This is a genomic window from Pseudomonas sp. FW305-3-2-15-C-LB1, from assembly GCF_058787615.1.
This window is the reverse complement of the sequence record NZ_JBYSZX010000001.1, coordinates 455,564-476,718: the sequence shown is the minus strand read 5'-3', so window position 1 is coordinate 476,718 and position 21,155 is coordinate 455,564. Positions and strand designations below refer to the sequence as shown.

Annotated in this window: 15 protein-coding genes; 5 read left to right on the top strand and 10 right to left on the bottom strand. The window is 62.9% G+C overall.

The genetic code is table 11. From position 1 onward, the window contains the following. The first annotated feature begins 145 nt into the window (after positions 1-145). Positions 146-5,212, top strand: coding sequence for a dermonecrotic toxin domain-containing protein (locus tag AC3WP7_RS02245; protein WP_102591716.1), 5,067 nt, complete (start codon positions 146-148; stop codon positions 5,210-5,212). Here the strand turns inward: AC3WP7_RS02245 and AC3WP7_RS02240 are convergent. From AC3WP7_RS02240 to AC3WP7_RS02215, 6 genes are all read right to left on the bottom strand, one after another. Then, complete coding sequence (locus tag AC3WP7_RS02240; RefSeq protein ID WP_092241005.1) at positions 5,174-6,403, bottom strand: hypothetical protein; 1,230 nt, start codon at positions 6,401-6,403, stop codon at positions 5,174-5,176. The two genes, AC3WP7_RS02245 and AC3WP7_RS02240, sit on opposite strands and share 39 nt — an antisense overlap. Next, entirely contained in the window at positions 6,404-7,639 is a 1,236-nt protein-coding gene (locus AC3WP7_RS02235; protein WP_172963314.1) for a hypothetical protein, read from the bottom strand. After that, the gene (locus AC3WP7_RS02230; RefSeq protein WP_102591725.1) at positions 7,636-8,130 is read right to left on the bottom strand and encodes a CS1 type fimbrial major subunit; all 495 of its coding nucleotides are present in this window, start codon (positions 8,128-8,130) and stop codon (positions 7,636-7,638) included. The genes AC3WP7_RS02235 and AC3WP7_RS02230 overlap by 4 nt, the downstream gene beginning before the upstream one ends. Further along, complete coding sequence (locus AC3WP7_RS02225; RefSeq protein WP_071488668.1) at positions 8,130-8,867, bottom strand: pilus assembly protein; 738 nt, start codon at positions 8,865-8,867, stop codon at positions 8,130-8,132. Before AC3WP7_RS02225 ends, AC3WP7_RS02230 begins: the two co-directional genes overlap by 1 nt. A 55-nt stretch (positions 8,868-8,922) precedes the next feature. Beyond that, a complete protein-coding gene (locus AC3WP7_RS02220; RefSeq protein WP_102591717.1) occupies positions 8,923-11,445 on the bottom strand; it encodes a CS1-pili formation C-terminal domain-containing protein in 2,523 nt (840 codons plus the stop codon). A gap of 129 nt (positions 11,446-11,574) precedes the next feature. After that, on the bottom strand, positions 11,575-12,075 hold the full coding sequence (locus tag AC3WP7_RS02215; protein WP_092241001.1) for a CS1 type fimbrial major subunit: 501 nt from the start codon (positions 12,073-12,075) through the stop codon (positions 11,575-11,577). A 516-nt stretch (positions 12,076-12,591) separates the two neighbouring features. Here AC3WP7_RS02215 and AC3WP7_RS02210 point away from each other — a divergent pair. Together AC3WP7_RS02210 and AC3WP7_RS02205 are read left to right on the top strand one after the other, a co-directional pair. After that, positions 12,592-13,128: a PadR family transcriptional regulator gene (locus AC3WP7_RS02210; RefSeq protein WP_092240999.1), complete on the top strand. Its 537-nt coding sequence runs from the start codon at positions 12,592-12,594 to the stop codon at positions 13,126-13,128. After that, positions 13,125-13,892, top strand: a complete 768-nt coding sequence (locus tag AC3WP7_RS02205; RefSeq protein ID WP_092240997.1) for a siderophore-interacting protein — start codon at positions 13,125-13,127, stop codon at positions 13,890-13,892. The genes AC3WP7_RS02210 and AC3WP7_RS02205 overlap by 4 nt, the downstream gene beginning before the upstream one ends. A 1-nt stretch (position 13,893) precedes the next feature. Here the strand turns inward: AC3WP7_RS02205 and AC3WP7_RS02200 are convergent, their stop codons facing one another. Next, the gene (locus AC3WP7_RS02200; RefSeq protein ID WP_092240995.1) at positions 13,894-14,517 is read right to left on the bottom strand and encodes a Pr6Pr family membrane protein; all 624 of its coding nucleotides are present in this window, start codon (positions 14,515-14,517) and stop codon (positions 13,894-13,896) included. Between the two features lie 4 nt (positions 14,518-14,521). Next, entirely contained in the window at positions 14,522-14,755 is a 234-nt protein-coding gene (locus AC3WP7_RS02195) for a VF530 family protein (RefSeq protein WP_048720273.1), read from the bottom strand. A 137-nt stretch (positions 14,756-14,892) separates the two neighbouring features. Between AC3WP7_RS02195 and AC3WP7_RS02190 the strand changes: the two genes are divergently transcribed. Then, on the top strand, positions 14,893-16,911 hold the full coding sequence (locus AC3WP7_RS02190; protein WP_102591718.1) for a TonB-dependent receptor: 2,019 nt from the start codon (positions 14,893-14,895) through the stop codon (positions 16,909-16,911). A 478-nt stretch (positions 16,912-17,389) separates the two neighbouring features. Beyond that, positions 17,390-19,807 carry a glucose/quinate/shikimate family membrane-bound PQQ-dependent dehydrogenase gene (locus AC3WP7_RS02185; protein WP_093119528.1) on the top strand — a complete coding sequence of 806 codons (2,418 nt, stop codon included), beginning with the start codon at positions 17,390-17,392 and terminating at the stop codon, positions 19,805-19,807. 61 nt (positions 19,808-19,868) lie between these two features. On the opposite strand, the gene AC3WP7_RS02180 is transcribed toward AC3WP7_RS02185, so the two are convergent. Both AC3WP7_RS02180 and AC3WP7_RS02175 read right to left on the bottom strand, forming a co-directional pair. Next, complete coding sequence (locus AC3WP7_RS02180; RefSeq protein WP_093119530.1) at positions 19,869-20,288, bottom strand: group I truncated hemoglobin; 420 nt, start codon at positions 20,286-20,288, stop codon at positions 19,869-19,871. Beyond that, entirely contained in the window at positions 20,288-21,151 is an 864-nt protein-coding gene (locus tag AC3WP7_RS02175) for a DUF3034 family protein (RefSeq protein WP_102591719.1), read from the bottom strand. The genes AC3WP7_RS02180 and AC3WP7_RS02175 overlap by 1 nt, the downstream gene beginning before the upstream one ends. Positions 21,152-21,155 lie beyond the last annotated feature (4 nt).

The following is a 21,155-nucleotide window of genomic DNA, read 5'->3' as shown; positions in this document are numbered from 1 at the left end:
TGCGCCACCTCCGAAGACGTAGACAGTTAACACCGCCGACCGAGCCCCAGGAATAAAGCGCAGGCGACTTCAACTATCTACTGCCTCGCCCCCACCCCAGGGCACCTAGGCTGACGACCTTTTCTACACCTCAAGGTCATCTGCCATGCACCCGCCACCGCAGCCCGCGCCCGCGTCGTCCCTCCACTCAGACAAAGGCCCGCACTATGAATTGATCAAACAGAAGATCCCGCCATGGCTGCTCGCAACCTCGCCGGCCAGAGCTGAAGCCTTGAGCAAGGCCCGCCTGGACCTCGCGTCCTGGTATCACAGCGCGCCCCCTCAGGCTCACGCCAGCCTCAAGACGGCCAACGCCCAGGCATGGGTCACCCAGAACACGGTGGATGAGCGCCTCGAACAGGTCCAGGACGTCTATGCCTTCGCCGAGCCGTTGCTGACCCAGGCGCTCAAGACAACATACGGCGTGGACGCCAGCGTCCGGGACACCTTCCTGTTCCTGTACAGCGTCAAGGGCACGTTCATCCAGGGTGTCACCAGCCGCAGTGTGTCTCTGCTGGACGCCGCCCTGCACAACTTTGCCAAGGATGAGCACTTCACCGACGACTCCAGCTACACCAGCCGGCCCGACGCCCGCGGTCACTTCACCCTCAAGCCCCTCAAGCAGCAGATGAGCATTGCGCAGTTCACCGCCCTGTGCCGACAACTGGATCTGGGTGCCCAGTACCAGCGCCACCTGCAACAGCACCTGCTGCCCACCGACGAAACGCAACTGGCCGCGCTGCACGATGCGCTCATCGCCAGCCAGAAAGCCGCCCTGAACGCCGCGGCCCACCACGCCTTGCTCACGCACGCCATCGACGCCGCCAGTTTCCATGTGCTGCAACGCGCCCTCAACGGCGAGCGAGGCGTGCTGCAGTTTTATGAGTTGCAGATGATGGACTCGCGCCTGACCGGCATCCTGCTGATCGCCGCCGACCTTGAGCGCGCAACGGTCACCGTGCCGGTACTGGCGTATATCCCCCATGACCCACAGGCACCACTGATGGCATACCCCAGCAGCGCGGCGTTCATGCAAGCGCTGACCGATAAGTTGCGCACCGCCGCGTACCGCCAGTTCTTCAGCCAATTCATCGACCAGCAACAGCGCGGGCACTTTTTCGCCAACCTCGAACAACGCCTGAACCGCGTCCAGTGGTATCGCCGCACCGATCCGCTGGACACGCGCCCTACCTGGCGGGACACGCCGGTGGACCAGCCGCGCCTGCAATACGCCGCCGTGCCCATCGACGGCGACCTGTGGCGCCATCGCCTGCAACGCGGCCTCGACAAGATCTTCAATGACGCCCGCGACATCGTGGTATCCACCGCCGACAGCGACAGCCGCGCCCGCTGGGCCTGGTGGGATAATTTCAGCCGCGTGCTCAGCGAGATCTTCAACGCCGCCTTGCTGGTGATCACACCCTTCGTGCCGTGGCTGGGTGAGCTGATGCTGGCCTACACCGCCTACCAGTTGCTCGATGAAGTGGTCGAAGGTGTGGTGGACCTTGCCGAAGGCCAGGCCAGGGAAGCGGCCACGCACCTGGTCGGCGTGGTCAACGAAGTGGTGCAGTTGGGTGCGTTTCACATCGGCGGTCAACTGGTCAAGCTCATCCCTTCGCCCTTCGTCGATCAACTGCAGGCCATCGAACACAATGGTCAACCGCGCTTGTGGAACCCCGACCTGCGCCCCTACGCGTTGAAGGCCCCCGGCCTGCCCGGCGATTCGGCACCCGACGCGCTGGGCTTGCACACCCACGCAGGCCGCAGCGTGCTGCCCCTGGACGGCGAGCACTATGAAGTCAGGCTCGACGACGCCGGCCACCGTATCCAACACCCCAGCCGCCCCGACGCCTACGCACCGCGTTTGCAACACAACGGCCAGGGTGCCTGGACCCACGAGGCCGAAGACCCCAGGACCTGGGACGACCCCCAATTGATGCGGCGCCTGGGTCACAGCGTCAATGACCTGGACGCGGCGCAACTGGAACAACTGCGCCAGACCAGTGGCACCGAGTACAACGAACTGCGTGCGCTGCATCGCGACAACGCAGCCCCCTCTCCGCGCCTGGCCGACAGCCTCAAGCGCTGGCGGCTGAGGCAGCACACGGAGCGCCTGGCCCAACGTTTAAAGGTCGGCGAGGCGGTGGATGATGACACCTACTGGAGCCCTCACTTGGCCACCGAACTGCCGCAATGGCCAGCGGACCAGGCGATTGACGTGTACGAAGAAGATGACCTCGGCGGCGCGCCCCTGCGTTACGGCGCCACCGACGCCAACGCCGTGCTGCCGATCAGCCGCCAGGCCCTGAACAGGGGCGAGCTGGCGCCGCGCCTGCTCGACGTTCTCAACGAAGCGCAACTCCAGGCCCTCGCCGGCCCCTTGCCGCAGACACGGGCGGCGCGTATCGATGCATTGCGCCAGCGCCTGGCCGATCAGCTCGCCGTACGTCAACGGGCAGTGTTCGACTACCTCTACCAGCACAGCGAGAGCGTGAACCAGGCAACGGCGCTGCGGGTCCGCGAGGCGTTCCCCGAACTGCCCAAAAGCCAGGTCGAATATCTGCTGGAACAAGCGCGCCCGGACGAACGGGCGCTCATGACCCACGGCCATCACTTGCCCCTGCGCCTCAAAAGCCTCGGGCGCGCACTCCAACTGCAAGCCCGGGCCACTCACGCGTATGAAGGCTTCCACGCCGCGCCGCTGCTCAACGAGCACAGCGAGCGCATGATGCTCGGTGCGCTTGAGCAACACAGCCCGGCCCTCGCCGCGCTGCACTTGCAAGTGCGCAGCCAGTCCACCGGCGGTGCAGTGCGCGCCGAGGCGGGTCGCGGCGACGCCCGGCGTATCCTGGTACATCGCGAAGACGGCCAGTACGCGGTCTACGACGGCGCTCACCAGAGCCTGCACCCCGCCAGTGACTTTTACAGCGCATTGCTCAACGCCCTGCCCAGGCCAACGCGTACCGCGATGGGCGACGCCGCCGCCGACGGCCCGGCGTTGCGCAACTGGTTGATGGAGCGCCTGGTACCGCTGGAGGATCGCTGCCGAGTGCTCGCCGACCCCATCGGCGCGCCGCCCGAACGCGAGACCCTGCGCCTGGTGCAGGCGCCAAGGTTCAAATGGGCGAGCAAGCTGCTGGGGCTGTCGCCAGGCTCGGTGGAAGAACGCGTCAAAGCCTTGTACCCGGGATTGAGCGCGGCAAAGGTGCAGGAACAGGTGCAAGCGCTTGACTCACCGGATGGCCTCACGGCGCTGCGTGAGCTGGAGCGGGAGAAAAAGCACCTGGCCAAGGACCTGAAGAAATGGGTGGAGGCCCCCACAAGCCGGCATCAGGGCAACATCGAAGAACAAACCGCCGAGCGACTGGTGCGCTCTCAACTGTCCCAGGCCTTGCGGCGCAGTTGGGAGAAATCGGCAAGTGGCTACCGCGACGGGTTTGGCGAGCGCCAGCCAGGCAGCCGCCTGGACCTGGAAGGCTGGCCGCTGGGTACCTACCTGTTGCATATGCCGACACTGCGCACACCGCTCAAACACATCACCAGTCTGAACCTTGGCGACACCGGACTGGGCGATGCGCAGGCCAGGTTCCTGGAATTGTTTCCCAACCTCATCACTCTGGAGCTGGCGCAGAATCGCCTGACGCGGCTGCCGGAAACACTCACCACTCTGCCACGCCTGACCCAACTGGGGCTGAGCGCCAACCCCTTGCAATGGGACGCCCACTCCCTGGCCCAACTCAACACCCTCAGCCGCCTCAAGGTGCTGGACCTGTCCTACAACCGCCTGCTGCGCGAGCCACCGGACATCAGCGGCATGCCCGACCTGCGCGAGCTGTACCTGACGAATACGCAGTTGACGCAGTGGCCGCAAGGGTTGTTCGAACAGCCACGGCCCGAGGATTTCCTGCTCGACCTGCAAAACAGCCCGATCAAGAGCGTGCCGAAGTTTCTGCCCTGGCAAGCCGAGGCGCTGTTGGTGGCGCGCACGCGGTTGGACCGCAACCAGCTCGGCCTGGACGACGAAGAACGCATGGTCAGCTATCGCCTTGGCGCCGGCCTCGACCCTTATCGCACCTACCCGCCGCGTGGCGAACAGGACAGCGCGTTCTGGCTGCAGGACCTGCCGGCCGAACAGGGTCCATCGCGTCAGCGCCAATGGGACGAGCTGGAACAGGAACACGGCTCCCAGGGTTTCTTCGAAGTGATCCGCAGCCTGCAGACGCCCAACTACTTCGAGACCGAGGGCGATCGGGCCGCGTACCTGGCCAACCGGCGGGCGCTGAGCCTGAACGTCTGGCGCATGCTCGACGCGATGCACGCCGATGAAGCGCTGCGCAGGCGCTTCTTCACCCTGGCCAGCGCGCCCGCCAACTGCGCCGATGCGGGTGCGCAGGTGTTCAATAGCCTGGGCGTGCAGACCCTGGTGTACGAGGCCTACGCTGCGCGCCCGGCCCTGGAAGAAGGCGCCTTTGCCCGGCGACTGGCGCACCTGGCCTGGCAGGCCGCACGCCTGAGCCGCGTCACCGCCCTGGCCCGCCAGGAAGTGGCGCACCGACTGGCGCCGATTGACCAGGGTGGGCTCGGGTTGCGACTGACCAGCGAAGTGATCGATGGCGTACCGGGCAGCGTGGATGAAGTGCAGGTGCACACGGCGTTGCAGACCGCCCTCAAGGCACGCCTGCACTTGCCCTGGCTGGCAGAACATATGGTCTATCGTGTCACCGCGTCGGTGAACCCCGCACTGATCGAGACGACCTACAAGGCCGTCATCGAGAGCGAGGCCGGCGACGGCCGGGTGGATGCGTTGTTGAACGTCGAGTTCTGGGACCGGTACCTGGAAGCCACTCACGCCGAAGCGCTGGCGCTGAACACCCAGGTCCATCAGGACAAAGCCGCACGCCTGGACGACTTGCTGCAGGCCCAGCACGCCTGGGTGCAGGGCCAGGGTTCGCGGCAAAGCGTTGAGACCCTGGCCGATGCGCTGGGCGTGCCCCGTGCCAGCGTGCTGACCGACGCCCCCGTCAGCCAGGCAACCTATGAACGCTGGCTGGAAGACGTGGCGCAGGCCCACAAGGCCCTGCGCCGGCAATTGACCCGTGAGGCGCTGGGCCCGCTGCAAAGCGAGGCCGCGCCCTCAGACTTCGGAGTCCCAGACCACCGTAGCCGTTCCTGAATAGGTGGTGCCGCTGCCGTGTTCGAGCATCTGTGCCACACCGTCGGCCAGTACCGAAAAGTGCAAGGTGCTGGGTTGCCGGTAGATGTAGATGCGCGGCTGGAAGCGCTCGGTGCCGCTGCCGTCCAGGCGCAGCGGCAAGCGGTTGACCGGCCGCCCGGCACTGTCATACAAACCCGCCGGGAGGCTGACGGCCACCTCCAGCGGCACCTGGTGCGTGCCGTTGCTGACGCTGCAGGTGTTGCCCAGCGGCTGCCCGCACTCCAGGGTCATCTTGAAGGGGCCGCCCGACCACAGGCTGACGGTCTGGTCCCTGGCCAGGCGCGTCGGTTTGCGCCCGTTCTGCAGCCAGTTCTGCCAGCCGCCCTGGGGTTCCAATTGCACCCGGTTGCCGCCCGGCGGCACCTGTACGCGCAGGTGATGGTCCACTGTCAGGGTGAAGTTGAACGTCAGGACGTTATCGTTGGGGATCATCACATCGCCGAAATCGAAATCCCCACCCGGGCCTAGCACATAACTGATGCTGCCCGTGTATTCACCCGGCGCCATGGCCAACGGGTTCGGGGTTTTCAGGCCGTAGGCATACTCCATATTGCTGTAGTTGAACCAGTCGATGGTGGTGGAAGGCACCCGGTGACACACGCCAGCGTTTTCCGGGACCAGCCAGAAGAACAACACGAAGTTGGTTCCAGCGGCAAAATAGTTGATGCCGCGACAAGGGCTGGGCGCATCCCGCCACGCGCTGCTCCAAGGCAAGCCGGGTTGCCCCCAGGCACTCACGCCGGGGCGGCTGTTCCAGCGATGGCCGATGCCTGCGATGCGCATCTGTACCGTATCGGTCTGCCCGGTTTCGGTATGGGTGACCTGCACCGCACGCCACTCCGAAGGCACCTTCCACATGGCCCCCTGGCGGGGGCTGGGGTGGTTTGCGGGAATGGGCCCGTTGGCCTCGGCCGTGAAGGCGTTGGTGCGGATGGTGAAGATCCCCAGCGCGTTGCAATGCCCCGGGATATGCCCCGGGCAAATGCCGCTCTGGGGCGTGGTGTTGACGAACTCGTTGACCGTCGGGTTGGACGGGTCGGGGCGGAACTTGGCGGTGATGTCCTGGGTAAGTGCGCTGGCCAAAGGGCTGATCAACGCGGCCGTCAGCCCGGATGCCAGGATCAGTCTGCTGATCCAATAGTGACTCATTTAAACCTCCGAATCCCAGATCACGGTGGCTGTGCCTGTATAGGTACTGCCGCTGCCGTGTTCGAGCATCTGCGCCACCCCCTCGGCTTGAATGGAAAAGTGCAGCGTGCTGGGCTTGCGGTCGACAAAGCGGGTCGGTTTAAACAGCTCGCTGCCACTGCCGTCAAGGCGCAGGGGCAAGCGGTTGACCGGACGTCCGGAGGCATCGCTCAAACCTGCGGGCAACGTGACAGCGATGTCCAGCGGCACCTGATGCGTACCGTTGCTTACGCTGCAGGAATTGCCCATGGGCGCCCCGCACTCCAGGGTCATCTTGAACTGAGTACTGGTCCACAGGTTGAGGGTCTGGTCGCGGTACAACCGGGTCGGTTTGCGCCCGTTTTGCAGCCACGCCTGCCACCCCCCTTGAGGCTCAAGCTGTACGCGATTGCCACCGGGGGGCACCTCGACCTTGAGGATATGGTCCACATCCAGTACGAAGTCCAGGATGGCGACGTTGTCGAACGGAACCACGCGGTCGCCGAAATCGAAGTCCATCCCCGGGCCTACGGTGTAGAGCTGGCTGCCACGGTAAATCCCGGCGGGCATATCCAATGGGTTGGGCGTACGCAGCTCGTAAGTGAAATACAGGTCGGGGAAATCCATATAGGGCAGATCAAACAGCGCCTGGGTGGCGCAGGCGCCCGCATTTTCCGGCACATGCCAGAGCCACTGGACCCAGTAAGCGGTGCCATTGATCATTCCGGTGGGGATACACGGTGCCGGCGCTTTATGCCAGCGTCCGGTACTCCACAATTGTTCGTAGTCTCCACCATTGGTGATCAGCGTCACATGCCCGCCGTGACGCTCGGTGCCACCGATCCCCGAGATACGCACCTCCAACTGACTGCTGTCGCCAGCAGCGCTGGTGACCGTGATGGTTCGCCATTCGGACGGAACCTTCAGGTATACGCCCTGACGCGGGTCGGCGTGGTTGGCGGCAACCGGTCCGCCAGTGGTTTGCGGCCTTGGGCCGATGGGCATGTCCAGACTGAACCAGCCTCTAGGCTCGCAGTAATTAACGAAGTGCTTACAGAACCCCGTACTGGGCGTGACGTTGGTAAAGCGGTTGACCATCGGGTTGCTGGGGTCGGGACGGAATTCGGCACGGACCTCGGCGGAACCGGCCTGGGCTGCACTCGCAACCAGCGTGAGAACCAGGCCAAGGCCCCATTGGATATGACGTAAATACCTCATGGATTCGCCCCCGGCGCCAGCGCATCGAACACCATGTGCACCGTGCCGTAATAGTTACCCGGGGCGTAGTCATCCGCCGCTTTGATCGCGGCGATTTCCAAAGCCACGCGCTTGCCCGGCGCGGCATCGGTGCTGGACACCACTTCGCTGGAGGTCAGGCCCAGCTCTTGATTGTTGAAGGTCACGCGCAGGTCGATACGCTCCCTGCCGTTGAACAGAAACGGTTCGGCATCCAGCCGTGCGCCAATGGCGCCGCTGACGTTTTTCACATCGAATTGCGCACGCAGCGGCTTGAGTTGCGATGACACCGGGTTGTAATCCAGCGGCTGGTCGCGCTGCACCAGGGTCGGGTCCACCGGGAGCACATAAAACTGCGCCGTGGGGATTTCCACGAACACCTCGAAGGTTTCCCGCTCTACCGCAGCCCGGGCCGAGGGCAACACGCAAATAGCACTGAGCGAGGCGAATGCCAGCGTCTTGAAGAGTGTGATCACCCCTTGACCTCCATCGGTTTTTTCTCGCTGCCTTCGATCAGGCTGAAGCGGTAGGAGCGGCCAGGCTCTTTATCGAATCCATAGGAACGACCGGCCATGATGTGGTGCTTGACCGTCGGCCGGCATTCCAGGGTATTGGCCGCCGAGCAGTCCTTGAATTCATCGACCACCACGACACTGTTGCCCTTGTTGACCAAGGTGTAGCGCTTGCCTTCGTCACGCACCTGGGTGTCAAACCGCACGTTGCTGGGGCGCACGAAAAACACCGTGCCGTAACCCGCCAGCACGCGCACGCCAGCGGCCAGGCTGTCTTTGTATTGCTTGCGCTCTTCTTCGGTGACGGCGAACTCGTCTTCGGTCTCGGGCACCACCGGTACGAAGCGCACGCGGAAGTAGCGTTCCTTGTCACGGTTGCCCATGAACAGCAGGCGCGTGCCCTGGGTGCCGTTGGCCGGTACGATCAGCCGCGCCGGGCTGGCCATCAGGCCATCGCGCGCAGCGGCGCCGGGCTGGTTCTGCAACGGTACTTCACGGTAGGAGCCATCGGCGTCGTAGATCATTTCCAGGATGTTGACCTTGACGAACGCCGTGGAGGTGCCGCCATTGAACACCCGTTTCATATAGGTGCTCTTACCCGCCTCCAGGTAGTCGTACACCACGCCTACGTTGATCTGGGGGCCCGCCTGGGCCCCCAGGGAGAAAAGACATACGCATAACAACCAAAAACGTTTCATGCCACAACCTCATGTTTTGCAAGCGGCCAAGCGCGGCCATTTATCCAGGAACTATTCAACCCGCCGTTGCCGTGCCCAGGGTGGCCTCGGCCAGGGTGTCAGGGGTACAGCGCAGGTCACCGATCATCAGCACATCGCTCTCCTGGCGCGCCTGGCTGGGGTCAAGGCGGAACTGGCAGAGCAACTGGTTGGCGTAGCGCACTTCCAGGGTGGGCGAGCTGGCGTTCATCTCCATGGAGAAGAACCCGTCGACCTCGCTGACCCCGCGACTGGCGTGATTGATCACGTGGTGCCCCTTGAGCGGCCGGCCCTGGGCATCCAGCAGGCGACCGAGCACCGTGACGGTTTTCATCACGCTGATCTTGCGGTAGCCCACCCCGCCCTTGTTCAAGTGGTAGCTGGACCGCGCCGGCTGAATGTTGGCCGCCGGTGGATGGTTGCCCTCGAAGTCGAAACTCAGGGTGCTGTTCTTGTAGGCGGTGATGGGCACGAAGTTGCGCCCCGGCCGCAGGGTGCTGCTGCCGCCGGTAAGGTCGTCGGCGCGCAGGGTGATGTCGTCCAGGTCGGTCTCCACGTCCACGATCATCCCGGCGCCGTGGCCTTGGGGCTGGCTGCTCAGGGCAACTTTCTGCCCGCCCACCGCGACGGTGCTGCTCAGGTTCAAGCCACCGGTGATCTTGTTGTTGAAGGAGGAACGCTGGGCAAAGGCATCGCCGTACAGCGCATCGGTCTGGAAGCTGGTACGACCGGACAACCCGACGCCGTAAGTATCGGCAATCGCCGTGGCCGACACGCTTTGCAGCACGTGATCGTCCAGGGTGCGCTGGTAGGTCAGCGAGCCATTGTTGTCGCGGCTGCCGTCACGGGCAGTGCGCGTACCGAGGCTGGCGGACCATTGCTCGTTGGGCCCGCCCAGGGCCAGGCTGACGCTCACGTCGACGCCCACGTTGCGTTTGTCGCCGGTGCTGGAGGTGGCCGGGCGATCGAACACCGAAAAACGCCAGTTGGCGTCGCTGCCGAGAAGCTTGCCGCGCTGGTTCCAGCCCAGGTCCAGGCCCAGCCCTTCGATGTTGCCCTGGCTGTAGGACAGGCGCGAGTTGATCGAACTCTTGTTGCTCAATCGATGGTTGATCGACAGCGACGAGTTGCTGGTCTGGCCGATAAAGGCGGTCCGCGGCCGCAGCCGTGTGCCGTCGGGGAGGATCTCGTAGGTGCGGCGGGTGTCCAGCCAACTGCGGTTGTGGCTGAGTACCACGCTGCCGTGCCCGTAGCTGTAGAGGCCTTGCATATCCAGGCCGGTGCCGTGGTCCTGGGTCTGGTAGACGTTGGCATACAGGCTGGTGCTGTTGGCCAGGGTCCAGTCGATGGATGTGCCGTATTGCATCATTTCGCGCACTTTGCGCGCGGACAGGCCCAGGATCACCCGTGGATGGGCCAGGTAGTTGGCGCTGGCGCCGTAGGTCACGAACCCGGTGGCCTGTTCGTCCCAGTTACTGAGCAGCTTGGTTTCCCGACCGACGAAGGTGTTATAGCGCCAGCGTTCGTCGGCATTGCGCCAGTTGTTGGGTTTGTACACCAGTTCCTGGGTGGTGGCCGTGGTCAGCCCGTCTTCGATCAGGCGCACTTCGACTTCATAGATGCCCCCCGGCAGCGGGCGCGTGTCGAGGGTCTGCAGCCCCGCCGCCACCGGCTGGCTATTGATCAACAGGCCATTACGGTAGATCTCCACCGACGCCTGGCGGCTGGCGGTGACGTAAATCGGGTACACGCTGGGCTTGGGGTTGTTGATCAGCAGGCTGTCGGAGCTGCCGTACATCAGGCCCACGGCGGTGTCGGGGTTGGCGCCGAATGAGCGGACCTGCCGCGTGAGGCCATCGGAGCCAGGGGTGAAGTAACCCAGGCGCAGGAAGTTGCCTTCCATTTCACGCTGGCTGTAAAGCTCATGCACGGCGTGGTACAGCGTGGTATCGGTGCCGCCGAAACGCGACAGTTGCAGGTTCAGTGCCTGGGTCCAATTGCCGACGCTGGCGCTGGCTTCCAGGCCGTAACGGCCGCCCAACGCTTCATCCTGCCCACCATTGAGGTTCAATTGGTTATTGACGATCAGGCCCAGGCTTCCGGCCTCCGGCTGGTCGTAATAACGCTTGGTCTGCGTGGTGCGCTCGACGTTCTCGGTGAGGATCGAGACCAATGAGTTTTCCAGGCTGTAGTGCATCGCCAGGAGTTGCTCTGGGCAACTTCTTTCGCAACTTCCAAGGGTCATGCCCTGTTGCAGGAGTTGCTGCCACTTGGCCCGTTCTGAAGCCGCGAAGGGACTGTCGTTGGCGTCTGTGAATTCCAGCAAGGTAATACGGTCATTGCGGTCCAGCACAATCATGGCCTCGCCGAGAAACTGTTGGTCCAGTTCCACGCGCACGGCCAAGGGCACGTCAAAAAAGTGCTCTTCGAAATCGTTTGGCAATCCCTTGGACTGTGACAGCAAACTGCCCGGCGTCGTGCCAGGCGCTGTCGGCGCGGCCAGGGCGCCGGCGCACATCAATAGTGCCAGCGCGCCCGCAATAGGCGTCTTCGAAAACATGAACGGAATACTCGTAAATACGCACAGTCAGGGCTGCTTGACAAGGTCGGCAGCCATTGCCGGCAACCGACCTTGGGTCAATGCCCGCGTGATCGTCGCGATCACGGGGCCAGGGGTGCTCCGCGTCGGTTACGGATTCGGCGTACGCGGCACGGCGTCGAAGATCACCGTGTAACTGGCGGTGTACAGGCCATTCTGGGTGTCTGTCGGCTTGGCCGGAGTGATCACCAGGTCGGCCTGGGTGCCCGGGGTGGATTGAGGGTCGTCCACCACTTCCTGCGGGGTGCCAGTCAGGGTGACGCCGTTGAAGGTGTTGGTCAGCGCAATGCTGTTGGAACCGTTGTACAGCGCGGCCGACGTCGGGCCGCCTTCGATGTAGGCATGCACCGAACCGTCGGTGTTTTTCACGTCGAACGTGGCGCGCAGGGAACTCAGCTCACCGCTCACCGGGTTGTAGTTCATGGTTTCGTCTTTACCGAAGTTCGGGTCCCGTGGCTGCGCATGAAACTGCTTGGTCGGGATGTCGGCCTTGATGTTGATGGCGGTGCGCGCGTCATCGGCGGCAACGACCAGGGACGAATTCAAGGCGACCGCGACCAGAGCGGCCGCGACGGAAAGTTGTTTCAACATAGCGATATACCTGTTGGTTAAAAACAATTTAGTGAAGTCATTAAAAACCTGCATTACGCAAACTTTTCAACAACTTGCATTGACGAACGCACCGTCTCGCCTTATGCCAAACAAGTATTCTCAAAATAAAAGTTCAAGTAAGCAGTCCGCTTCTCTACTTCATGTAGCCGAGACACACCTAGTAATATGGGAAAAAAGTGGCATTTTGCCAAAACTTTAAAATCACCTGTAAGAAAAAGACTACTTGATAATAAACGAGAATAATTACGCACCGAACAAGTATGTAAGAACAATACGACATGCGCATAAAAACTCCAACATTCGCGTGCCGACAACGCGTGTAAGAGAACACCACTGACTACTTGAGTAGTTACTCTATTTATACAGAGTTGAATAACTCGAAACTTTCAGCCTGCTTTTCAGGCTCGTAATGCCTTGCGTGCCGTTGGTCGGGTGCGTTTGCCCTAGTCACAAGATATATCTTACGTTGTATCTAACCACGACAGGAGAAGCGCAATGAGAGGACACCCTCACCACGACAGCCACGACGGCTTCGAAAAACGCGGCGGTCGCGAACGCGGTGGCCGCGGCCCGCGGGTCTTTGCCCCAGGCGATCTGAAATTGCTGCTGCCGGCGCTGATCGCCGAACAGCCCTGCCATGGCTATGACCTGATCCGTCAGATCGAAAGCCTGTTCGACGGCGCCTACAGCCCCAGCCCCGGGGTGATCTACCCCACGCTGACCTTTCTTGAAGAAAGCGAGTTGATCAGCGGCGACACCGAAGGCGGGAAAAAACGCTACACAATCACCGACGCCGGTCGTCTCTTCTTAAGCGAGCAGACGGTTGCCCTCGACGGTATTCGTCTGCGCATGGACGTGAGCAAGCGCGCGCTGCGCGGCCAGGACCGACCGCCGGAAATCCACGAGGCGGTGCACAACCTGCGCCATGCCTTGCATTCGCACCACGGGCGCTGGAGCCCGGAAGAAATCGTGCGTGTCGCGGCACTGCTCAACAGCACCGCCCAAGCCATTGTCGACGGGAAAAACCAATGAATACGCAAACCATCCATCGCGTTACCCACGAAATCAAACGTCGCCGCCTGCACGTGCTGCGGGTGGTGGACATCACCCCACGCATGCGCCGCATCACCCTGGGCGGGCCCGAATTGACCGGGTTTGTCAGCCTGGGCAGTGACGATCACATCAAGCTGCTGTTCCCCCAGAACGCCGCCGAACAGGCCGCGCTGGAAAGCCCGACGTTCGCCATCAAGGGCGACGGGCCGCAACCGGCCATGCGCGACTACACGCCGCGGCGTTTCGACCTGAGCATCGGTGAACTGGATATCGACTTCGTGCTGCATGGCGACGGCCCTGCGTCGACCTGGGCCGAGCAGGCGCAGGTCGGCCAACACCTGTACATCGGTGGGCCACGGGGCTCGATGATCGTGCCGGATATCTTCGACAGCTACCTGTTGATCGGCGATGAAACCGCCATCCCGGCCATCGCTCGCCGCCTGGAAGAATTGCCGGCAGGGCGCACCGTGCTGGCCGTGATCGAGATCGCCAATACAGCCGAAAAGCAGGCGCTGCAAAGCGCGGCCGACGTCCAGGTGATCTGGGTGATTCGCGGCCAGGACGACCTGCTCGACACCGTGCGCGAACTGACGCTGCCGAGTGGCTCGCTGTACAGCTTTGTCGCCACCGAAACCAAGCTGTCGCGCCAGGTGCGCCGCGTGCTGCTGGACACGCACCAGGTCAAGGAGGAGTTCCTCAAGACCGTCGGTTACTGGCGCGCCGAAGGCAGCGACGAAGAATGAATCAGGGCTGGGGCTTGATGAGCTTGTCCAGCCCCACCACTGCCCCTGCTATCGCGACAAACCCCGCCAGAATGCCCCCCGCATTCACGAACACCTGTGGATAACCAAGGGTGCCCACATCAATGAACGGGTACTGATACTGCCCGAGCAAATCCCCCCGCAGCAGCACATAGGCAAAGTACACCAGCGGGTAAATCACCCAGCCGGCGATGTGCCTGAGGTGCAGGTTGCCCTTGGGCACGCACTGCCACCAGTAAATAAAAAACAGCACCGGCATTACGTCGTGCAGCAACTCGTCGGCGATGAACTGGAAGCCTTCGGGTTGCCACAGATGCCGCAGCAACAGGTTGTAAGCCAGGCCCACCACCAGGATGCTCACGGCGATCCCACTGCTGATGCCGGGCGCGAGGAAAAACCGCTTCGCGGGTGAATCGCGCTTCACCAGCGCATAGCTCAACACCACCACCGCGAGGGTGTTGGTGAGCACGGTGAAGAAACTGAAAAAGTTGACCAGCCCGCCCATCAGGCTGGCGCCGGATTCCCAGCGCGAATAGAAAATCAGGTATTGCTGAATCACCAACCCCACCCAACCAGCAAGCGCCGCCGCAGCCACAAACCGCTTCATGGGATCAGTCCAGCGGACGTTTGGTACGCATCAGTTTCACGTACAACCCTTCGACTTTTTCCCGCGCCCACGGGGTCTTGCGCAAGAACGTGAGGCTTGACTTGATGCTCGGGTCGCTCTTGAAGCAGCGTACGTCAATGCGTTCGGCCAGGCCGGCCCATTCGTAATGCTCCACCAGGGTGGTGAGGACGTGTTGCAGGGTCACGCCGTGGAGAGGGTCGTTGCTTGTCGCGGTCATGCCAGGCCTTTAGAAAAGAGAACACACAGCTGCGCACTTTAGCACGATCAAAAAAGTTCCCGTTTTCAGCGAAAAAGAGATGTTATATTGTAACCATACATCTCAAATCTTTTCGTTGCTTTACAAAGGAATGCCCAATGCTCTTCTCTTCCCTATGGCGCCTGTCCCCGCTCGCCGCCGCCCTCCTGATCGGCTCCGAAGCCCATGCCCTGGAGCTGCAACCCCAAGTCATCACCGGCAACCCGCTGGGCAGCGAGCAGCTCGCCTCGCCGACCACCGTGCTGGAAGGCGATGACCTGACCCTGCAACAAAAGGGCAGCCTCGGCGAAACCCTGAACAAGCAGCCAGGCGTGTCGTCGTCGTACTTTGGCCCGGGCGCCAGCCGGCCGATCATCCGCGGGCAGGATGGCGACCGCATTCGCATCCTGCGCAATGGCGTGGGTGCGCTGGATGCGTCATCGCTGTCCTACGACCACGCGGTGCCGCTGGATCCGGTCAACGTGGATCGCGTTGAAATCGTGCGCGGCCCGGCGGCGCTGTTGTACGGCGGCAGCGCCATCGGTGGCGTGGTCAACACCTTTGACAACCGCATCCCCACCGAAGCCATCGAAGGCATCCACGGTGCCGGTGAATTGCGTTACGGCGGCGCCGACACCACGCGCAGCAGCGCCGGCAAACTGGAGGCTGGCAACGGCACGTTCGCCTTGCACCTGGACGCCAACGCGCGGGAATTCAACGACCTGAAAATCCCCGGTCAGGCGCGCAGCCGCCACGCCCCGGCAACCGACGACGCCCCCGGCAAGAATGGCCGCCTGGGCAACAGCGACGGGCGCCAGGACGGCGGTGCCGTGGGCGGTTCCTACACCTGGGACGACGGCTATGCCGGGTTGTCCTACAGCAACTACGACGCCAACTACGGCTCCCCTGCCGAACAGGATGTGCGCATCCGCATGAAGCAGGATCACTACGCCTTCGCTTCGGAGATCCGCAACCTGCAGGGTCCGTTCACCTCGGTGAAACTCGACGCGGGCTACACCGACTACGAGCACCGCGAAATCGAAGGTGGCGAAACCGGCACGATCTTCAAGAACAAGGGGTATGAAGCCCGGGTAGAAGCCCGCCACCAGCCGCTTGGCCCGTTCGATGGCGTGGTGGGCGCGCAAGTGACCCGCAACGAGTTCTCCGCCCTCGGCGAAGAGGCCTTCGTGCCGCAGACCGACACCAACGCCGGCGCGCTGTTTATCCTCGAAGAAATGCAGGCCACCGAGCGCCTCAAACTCAGCCTCGGCGGGCGCCTGGAACACACCAGCGTCGACCCGGATGCCAAGGGCAACGCGCGTTTTGCCAATGCCGACAAATCCAATGACTTCACCGCCGGCAGCTTGTCTTCGGGTGCGGTCTACACCCTCACACCCGTGTGGTCCCTGGCCGCCACCCTGGGCTACACCGAGCGCGCACCGACCTTCTACGAGCTGTATGCCAACGGCGCCCACGTCGCCACCGGCACCTATGAGCTGGGGGATGCCAACCTGAAAAAAGAAAAGGCCGTGTCCAGCGACCTGGCGCTGCGCTTTGACAATGGCACTCACAAGGGCAGCTTCGGGGTGTTCTACAGCCGCTTCTCCAACTACATCGGGCTGTTGGGCAGCGGTCGCACGCTGAACGATGAAGGCGAAGAAGACGCGGGCGGTATCCCTGAGTACAAGTACTCTGGCGTGCGGGCACGCTTCGCCGGCTTTGAAGCCCAGGATCACTGGAAACTTGGCGAAAGCGCCTACGGTAAGTTCGCGCTGGAACTGTCAGGCGACTACACCCGTGCGACCAACCTCGACACCGGCGAAGCCCTCCCGCGTATCGCACCGTTGCGCTTGAACAGCGGCTTGCTGTGGGAACTGGACCGCTGGCAGGCACGTATCGATGTGGAACACGCGGCGGGCCAGGGTCGCGTGCCGGATAACGAAAGCAGCACCGATGGCTACACTACGCTCGGCGCAAGCATGGGTTATCACTTCAATATGGGTGGCAGCCAGTGGCTGGCGTTCGTGAACGGCGAGAACCTGACAAACCAGACCGTGCGCTATGCCAGCTCGATCCTGCGCGATATTGCCCCGGCGCCGGGTAGAAGTGTGCAGTTTGGCGTTCGAACCACCTTCTAAAAATTTCCCCCCAGCCTGTAGGAACCCGCTTACTGTGGCGAGCGGGCTTGCCCCCGCGTTGGGCTGCGCAGCAGCCCCAAAACCAGTCACTGAGTCTTTCTCAAAGACTGTGGTGAATTGACAGGGGGCTGCTTCGCAGCCCAACGCGGGGCAAGCCCGCTCGCCACAATCACTGTTACCAAATCTGAAATGATGCATCTTGCGATTTACGCTTTCTCTCGACGCCCTCTCCCTTTATCCTTGCCGCAACAAACTGAAACGTTTCACGCCCCCGGTCGACCTCATCTTGCTGATTATTCCCACCTGCAAAGACAGCGCTGTCTTACCTCGAGCTGCGCCTGGGGATAAATCGCCCCTCTGTGGATAACCCCACTTATCCCCAGAAAAACCGAATTAACGCTGAACCAAGCCCGTGCCGAATCGTCATCTACAGTGAAGCACGGGGTCACATAATTCCAACGTCACGGAGAAACACACTATGAGCACTGATGGTGCTTCGAGCCGAAGCCGCCTGCTGCCCAGGTTGCTAGGCGTCTTGCTGCTGATCATGGGCCTGGCCTTGCTGGCCGGGGGTATCAAGCTGACGATGCTCGGCGGGTCGCTGTACTACCTGCTGGCCGGTATCGGCATCACCCTGACCGGCATCCTGTTGCTGGCCACCCGCCGCGCCGCGCTGGGCCTGTACGCACTGGTGCTGTTCGCCAGCACCGTATGGGCGCTGTGGGAAGTCGGCCTGGACTGGTGGCAGTTGGTGCCGCGCCTGGCGCTGCTGTTCGCCCTGGGCATCGTCATGCTGCTGCCGTGGTTCCGCCGTCCGTTGCTGCGCGGCCAGCCTGCCCCACTGGGCACTGGCGCGCTGAGCGTCGCCGTGGTGTTGGCAGGTGCTACCGCCCTGGCCAGCCAGTTCACCAACCCGGGTGAGATGGTCAAGACCGGCCAACTGGACCGCGACGCGGTGCCAGGCATGGCCAGCGCCGCGCCGTCCCAGGCCGATGGCGACTGGAACTCCTACGGCCGTTCGGCCTACGGTGACCGTTACTCGCCGCTGGCGCAGATCACCCCGGAAAACGCCCATAAGTTGGTGCCGGCGTGGACCTACCGCACCGGTGACATCCCTGGCCCGAATGATCCAGGCGAGACCACCGCGGAAAACACCCCGCTGAAAGTCAACGGCATGCTCTACGTGTGCACCCCGCACAGCCAGGTGATTGCCCTCGACCCGGACACCGGCAAGGAAATCTGGCGCTTCGATCCGAAGATCAGCAGCCAGGGTGCCGAGAACTTCAAGGGCTGGGCGCATATGACCTGCCGTGGCGTGTCGTATCACGATGACGCCGTGTACGCTTCCGAGCAAAGCCCGACCGGCAGCGCCAGCCCGGCCGCCGCACCGAACGCCTGCCCGAAACGCATCTTCGTGCCAACCGCCGACACCCGCCTGATCGCCCTCAACGCCGACACCGGCAAGATGTGCGAAGACTTCGGCGACAAAGGCCAGGTCGACCTGCGTGCCAACATCGGCAGCTTCGCCCCAGGCGGTTACTACTCCACCTCGCCACCGGCCGTCACCAAGAACCTGGTGGTGATCGGCGGCCACGTCACCGACAACGTCTCCACCGACGAGCCCAGCGGCGTGATCCGCGCGTTCGACGTGCACACCGGCAAGCTGGTGTGGAACTGGGACAGTGGCAACCCGGACGACACTACCCCGTTGGCCGAAGGCAAGACCTACACCCGCAACTCGCCGAACATGTGGTCCATGTTCGCCGTGGATGAAAAACTCGGCATGCTGTACCTGCCGATGGGCAACCAGATGCCCGACCAATACGGCGGCGACCGTACCGAAGACTCGGAAAAATACAGCGCCGGCCTGACCGCCCTGGACATCGACAGCGGCCATGTGAAGTGGACCTTCCAGTTCACTCACCATGACCTGTGGGACATGGACGTAGGCGGCCAGCCGTCGCTGATCGACATCAAGACCGAAGCCGGCGTGAAGCAGGCGGTGATGGCGTCGACCAAGCAAGGCAGCATCTACGTGCTGGACCGTGCCACCGGCCAACCCGTGGTGCCGATCCACGAAGTGGCCGTGCCGCAAGGTGCCGTCGCGGGCGACCACACCTCGCCAACCCAGCCGAAGTCGGACCTGAACTTCATGCCGCCGCCGCTCAAAGAGCGTGACATGTGGGGCGTGACACCGTTCGACCAACTGCTGTGCCGCATCGATTTCAAATCCATGCGCTACGACGGTGCGTTCACCCCGCCATCGCTGCAAGGTTCGATCGTGTACCCGGGCAACTTCGGCGTGTTCGACTGGGGTGGCATTTCCGTCGACCCGGTGCGTCAGATTGCCTTCGTCAACCCGAGCTACATGGCGTTCAAGTCCAAGCTGATCCCGGCGGCCGACATCGCCAAGCAAGGCCCGCGCGTCAGCGAAACCGAAGGCGTGCAGCCAAACAAAGGCGCGCCGTACGGCGTGATCCTCGAAGCCCTGCTGTCGCCAATGGGCCTGCCGTGCCAGGCACCGGCATGGGGTTATGTGGCCGCGGTCGACCTGACCACCCACAAAACCATCTGGATGCACAAGAACGGCACCGTGCGTGACAGCTCGCCGGTTCCGGTCCCGCTGACCATGGGCGTGCCCAGCCTGGGTGGCACCTTCACCACCGCCGGTGGCGTCGCGTTCCTCAGCGGCACCCTCGACCAGTACCTGCGTGCCTACGACGTGAAAAACGGCAAGCAACTGTGGGAAGGTCGCCTGCCAGCCGGCGCGCAGACCACCCCGATGACCTACACCGGCAAGGATGGCAAGCAGTACGTGCTGGTCATGGCCGGCGGTCACGGTTCCCTGGGCACCAAGCAGGGTGACTATGTGATGGCGTTCAAACTGCCGGAATAAGCGACACCGGCAACAGAACTGTCACTGTGGGAGGGGGGCAAGCCCCCTCCCGCATTTTTTATCAGTGTTCTATGACTTCACCGCGCATCACCGCCAACCGCGCAATCAAGCGGTTCTGCACCGGCACCGCAATTGCCTCGCTGTCCATCGCCTTGATCAAGTCCTCCACCAACGCATTGAAATCACTGCGGCTCACATTCTGGCCCTTGTGACTCTCGGCCATGCTGTCACCGGTGTAGGTGCACGGCCCACCCGCCTCCACACAGAACTGCTCGATCAGCTTGTTGCGCAGGCGCTGGATATCAATGCGCCGGAAGCGCTCGACGATACGATCATCCCGGGCGATGTTGAGCAACATGCCCTCCACGATCCGCGTGATGCCGGGCATGGCGCCGAGGTCGCGATAGAGGCTGTCGTCCTTGGGCGGTTGCTGCGCGCAGGCGCTGAGCAGCAGGACGAAAACCAGCGGTAGACAGCGCATCAGAAACTCCCCTGCACGGACAAATACGTGCCGTTCTGGTGGTCCAGCGTGGCGATTTCGCCAAGCCGTGCATAAGCCAATACAAACGATACATGCTTGTTGGGGAAGTACCCCACGAACAGATCCGCCCAATCACTTTCGCCGGCAAACGACAGGTTGTCGGGCTTCTCACGGTACTCCACGCCCACCGCCCAACGCGGGTTGAGCAGCAACGCCAGCGAGCCTTCCTTGAGCAGGCTGCGGCTGTCGCGGCGGTCGCCGCCAAAGCCGAGCAAGCCGGTTTCATTGGCCCGACTGTAGCGCAGGCTGCCGTTGACCAGCACGTTGTAGCCAAACGCGGCGCCCATGAACAGGCGGCTGGCGGCCAGGTAGCCTTCGACGTCGCTGTCGCGCCTGGCGCCCACCAGGCTGGGAATATCAAAGTTCGTCTGGTGCTTGTATTCCAGGCCCAGGGAAACCTGGGGCAGCGCGTCGTAGATCACATCACCGAACAGGCGCACCTTGAGGCCGAGCACGTCCTGGCCCAGGTTGTCCTCGGGCAGATTGAGCTTATGCACCAGGCTGCCGAGGTCGAAGCGCTGGCGGGCGAAAGACACCTCGACGCGGTTGTCATAGGCCAGCGCCAGCCCGGCCACGTCCAGCCGATAATCCGGCAGGTTGACCGTGGTCGCGAACGCCGTAGCGCCCCATTCGTGATGTTCGCCGTATCCGGCCAGCACTGCCCAGGGTGTGATCCCTCCGCCCGCCGTGCCTTCGATACTGCTGGCGCCACCGGTAGCGATCAGGCGGCCGTTGTCGGCCAGTGCCGTTTGCAGGGCCAGTGCGCCAAGGCAACCGATCAGGAAAGAAAAACGCACGGTCATGTCA

Coding starts and splice junctions, on each gene's coding strand:
- AC3WP7_RS02185 (WP_093119528.1), top strand. CDS start 17,390: ATGAGCACTGATGGTGCTTCGAGCCGAAGCCGCCTGCTGCCCAGGTTG.
- AC3WP7_RS02245 (WP_102591716.1), top strand. CDS start 146: ATGCACCCGCCACCGCAGCCCGCGCCCGCGTCGTCCCTCCACTCAGAC.
- AC3WP7_RS02215 (WP_092241001.1), bottom strand. CDS start 12,075: ATGTTGAAACAACTTTCCGTCGCGGCCGCTCTGGTCGCGGTCGCCTTG.
- AC3WP7_RS02175 (WP_102591719.1), bottom strand. CDS start 21,151: ATGACCGTGCGTTTTTCTTTCCTGATCGGTTGCCTTGGCGCACTGGCC.
- AC3WP7_RS02190 (WP_102591718.1), top strand. CDS start 14,893: ATGCTCTTCTCTTCCCTATGGCGCCTGTCCCCGCTCGCCGCCGCCCTC.
- AC3WP7_RS02225 (WP_071488668.1), bottom strand. CDS start 8,867: ATGAAACGTTTTTGGTTGTTATGCGTATGTCTTTTCTCCCTGGGGGCC.
- AC3WP7_RS02195 (WP_048720273.1), bottom strand. CDS start 14,755: ATGACCGCGACAAGCAACGACCCTCTCCACGGCGTGACCCTGCAACAC.
- AC3WP7_RS02200 (WP_092240995.1), bottom strand. CDS start 14,517: ATGAAGCGGTTTGTGGCTGCGGCGGCGCTTGCTGGTTGGGTGGGGTTG.
- AC3WP7_RS02205 (WP_092240997.1), top strand. CDS start 13,125: ATGAATACGCAAACCATCCATCGCGTTACCCACGAAATCAAACGTCGC.
- AC3WP7_RS02220 (WP_102591717.1), bottom strand. CDS start 11,445: ATGTTTTCGAAGACGCCTATTGCGGGCGCGCTGGCACTATTGATGTGC.
- AC3WP7_RS02210 (WP_092240999.1), top strand. CDS start 12,592: ATGAGAGGACACCCTCACCACGACAGCCACGACGGCTTCGAAAAACGC.
- AC3WP7_RS02240 (WP_092241005.1), bottom strand. CDS start 6,403: ATGAGTCACTATTGGATCAGCAGACTGATCCTGGCATCCGGGCTGACG.
- AC3WP7_RS02235 (WP_172963314.1), bottom strand. CDS start 7,639: ATGAGGTATTTACGTCATATCCAATGGGGCCTTGGCCTGGTTCTCACG.
- AC3WP7_RS02180 (WP_093119530.1), bottom strand. CDS start 20,288: ATGCGCTGTCTACCGCTGGTTTTCGTCCTGCTGCTCAGCGCCTGCGCG.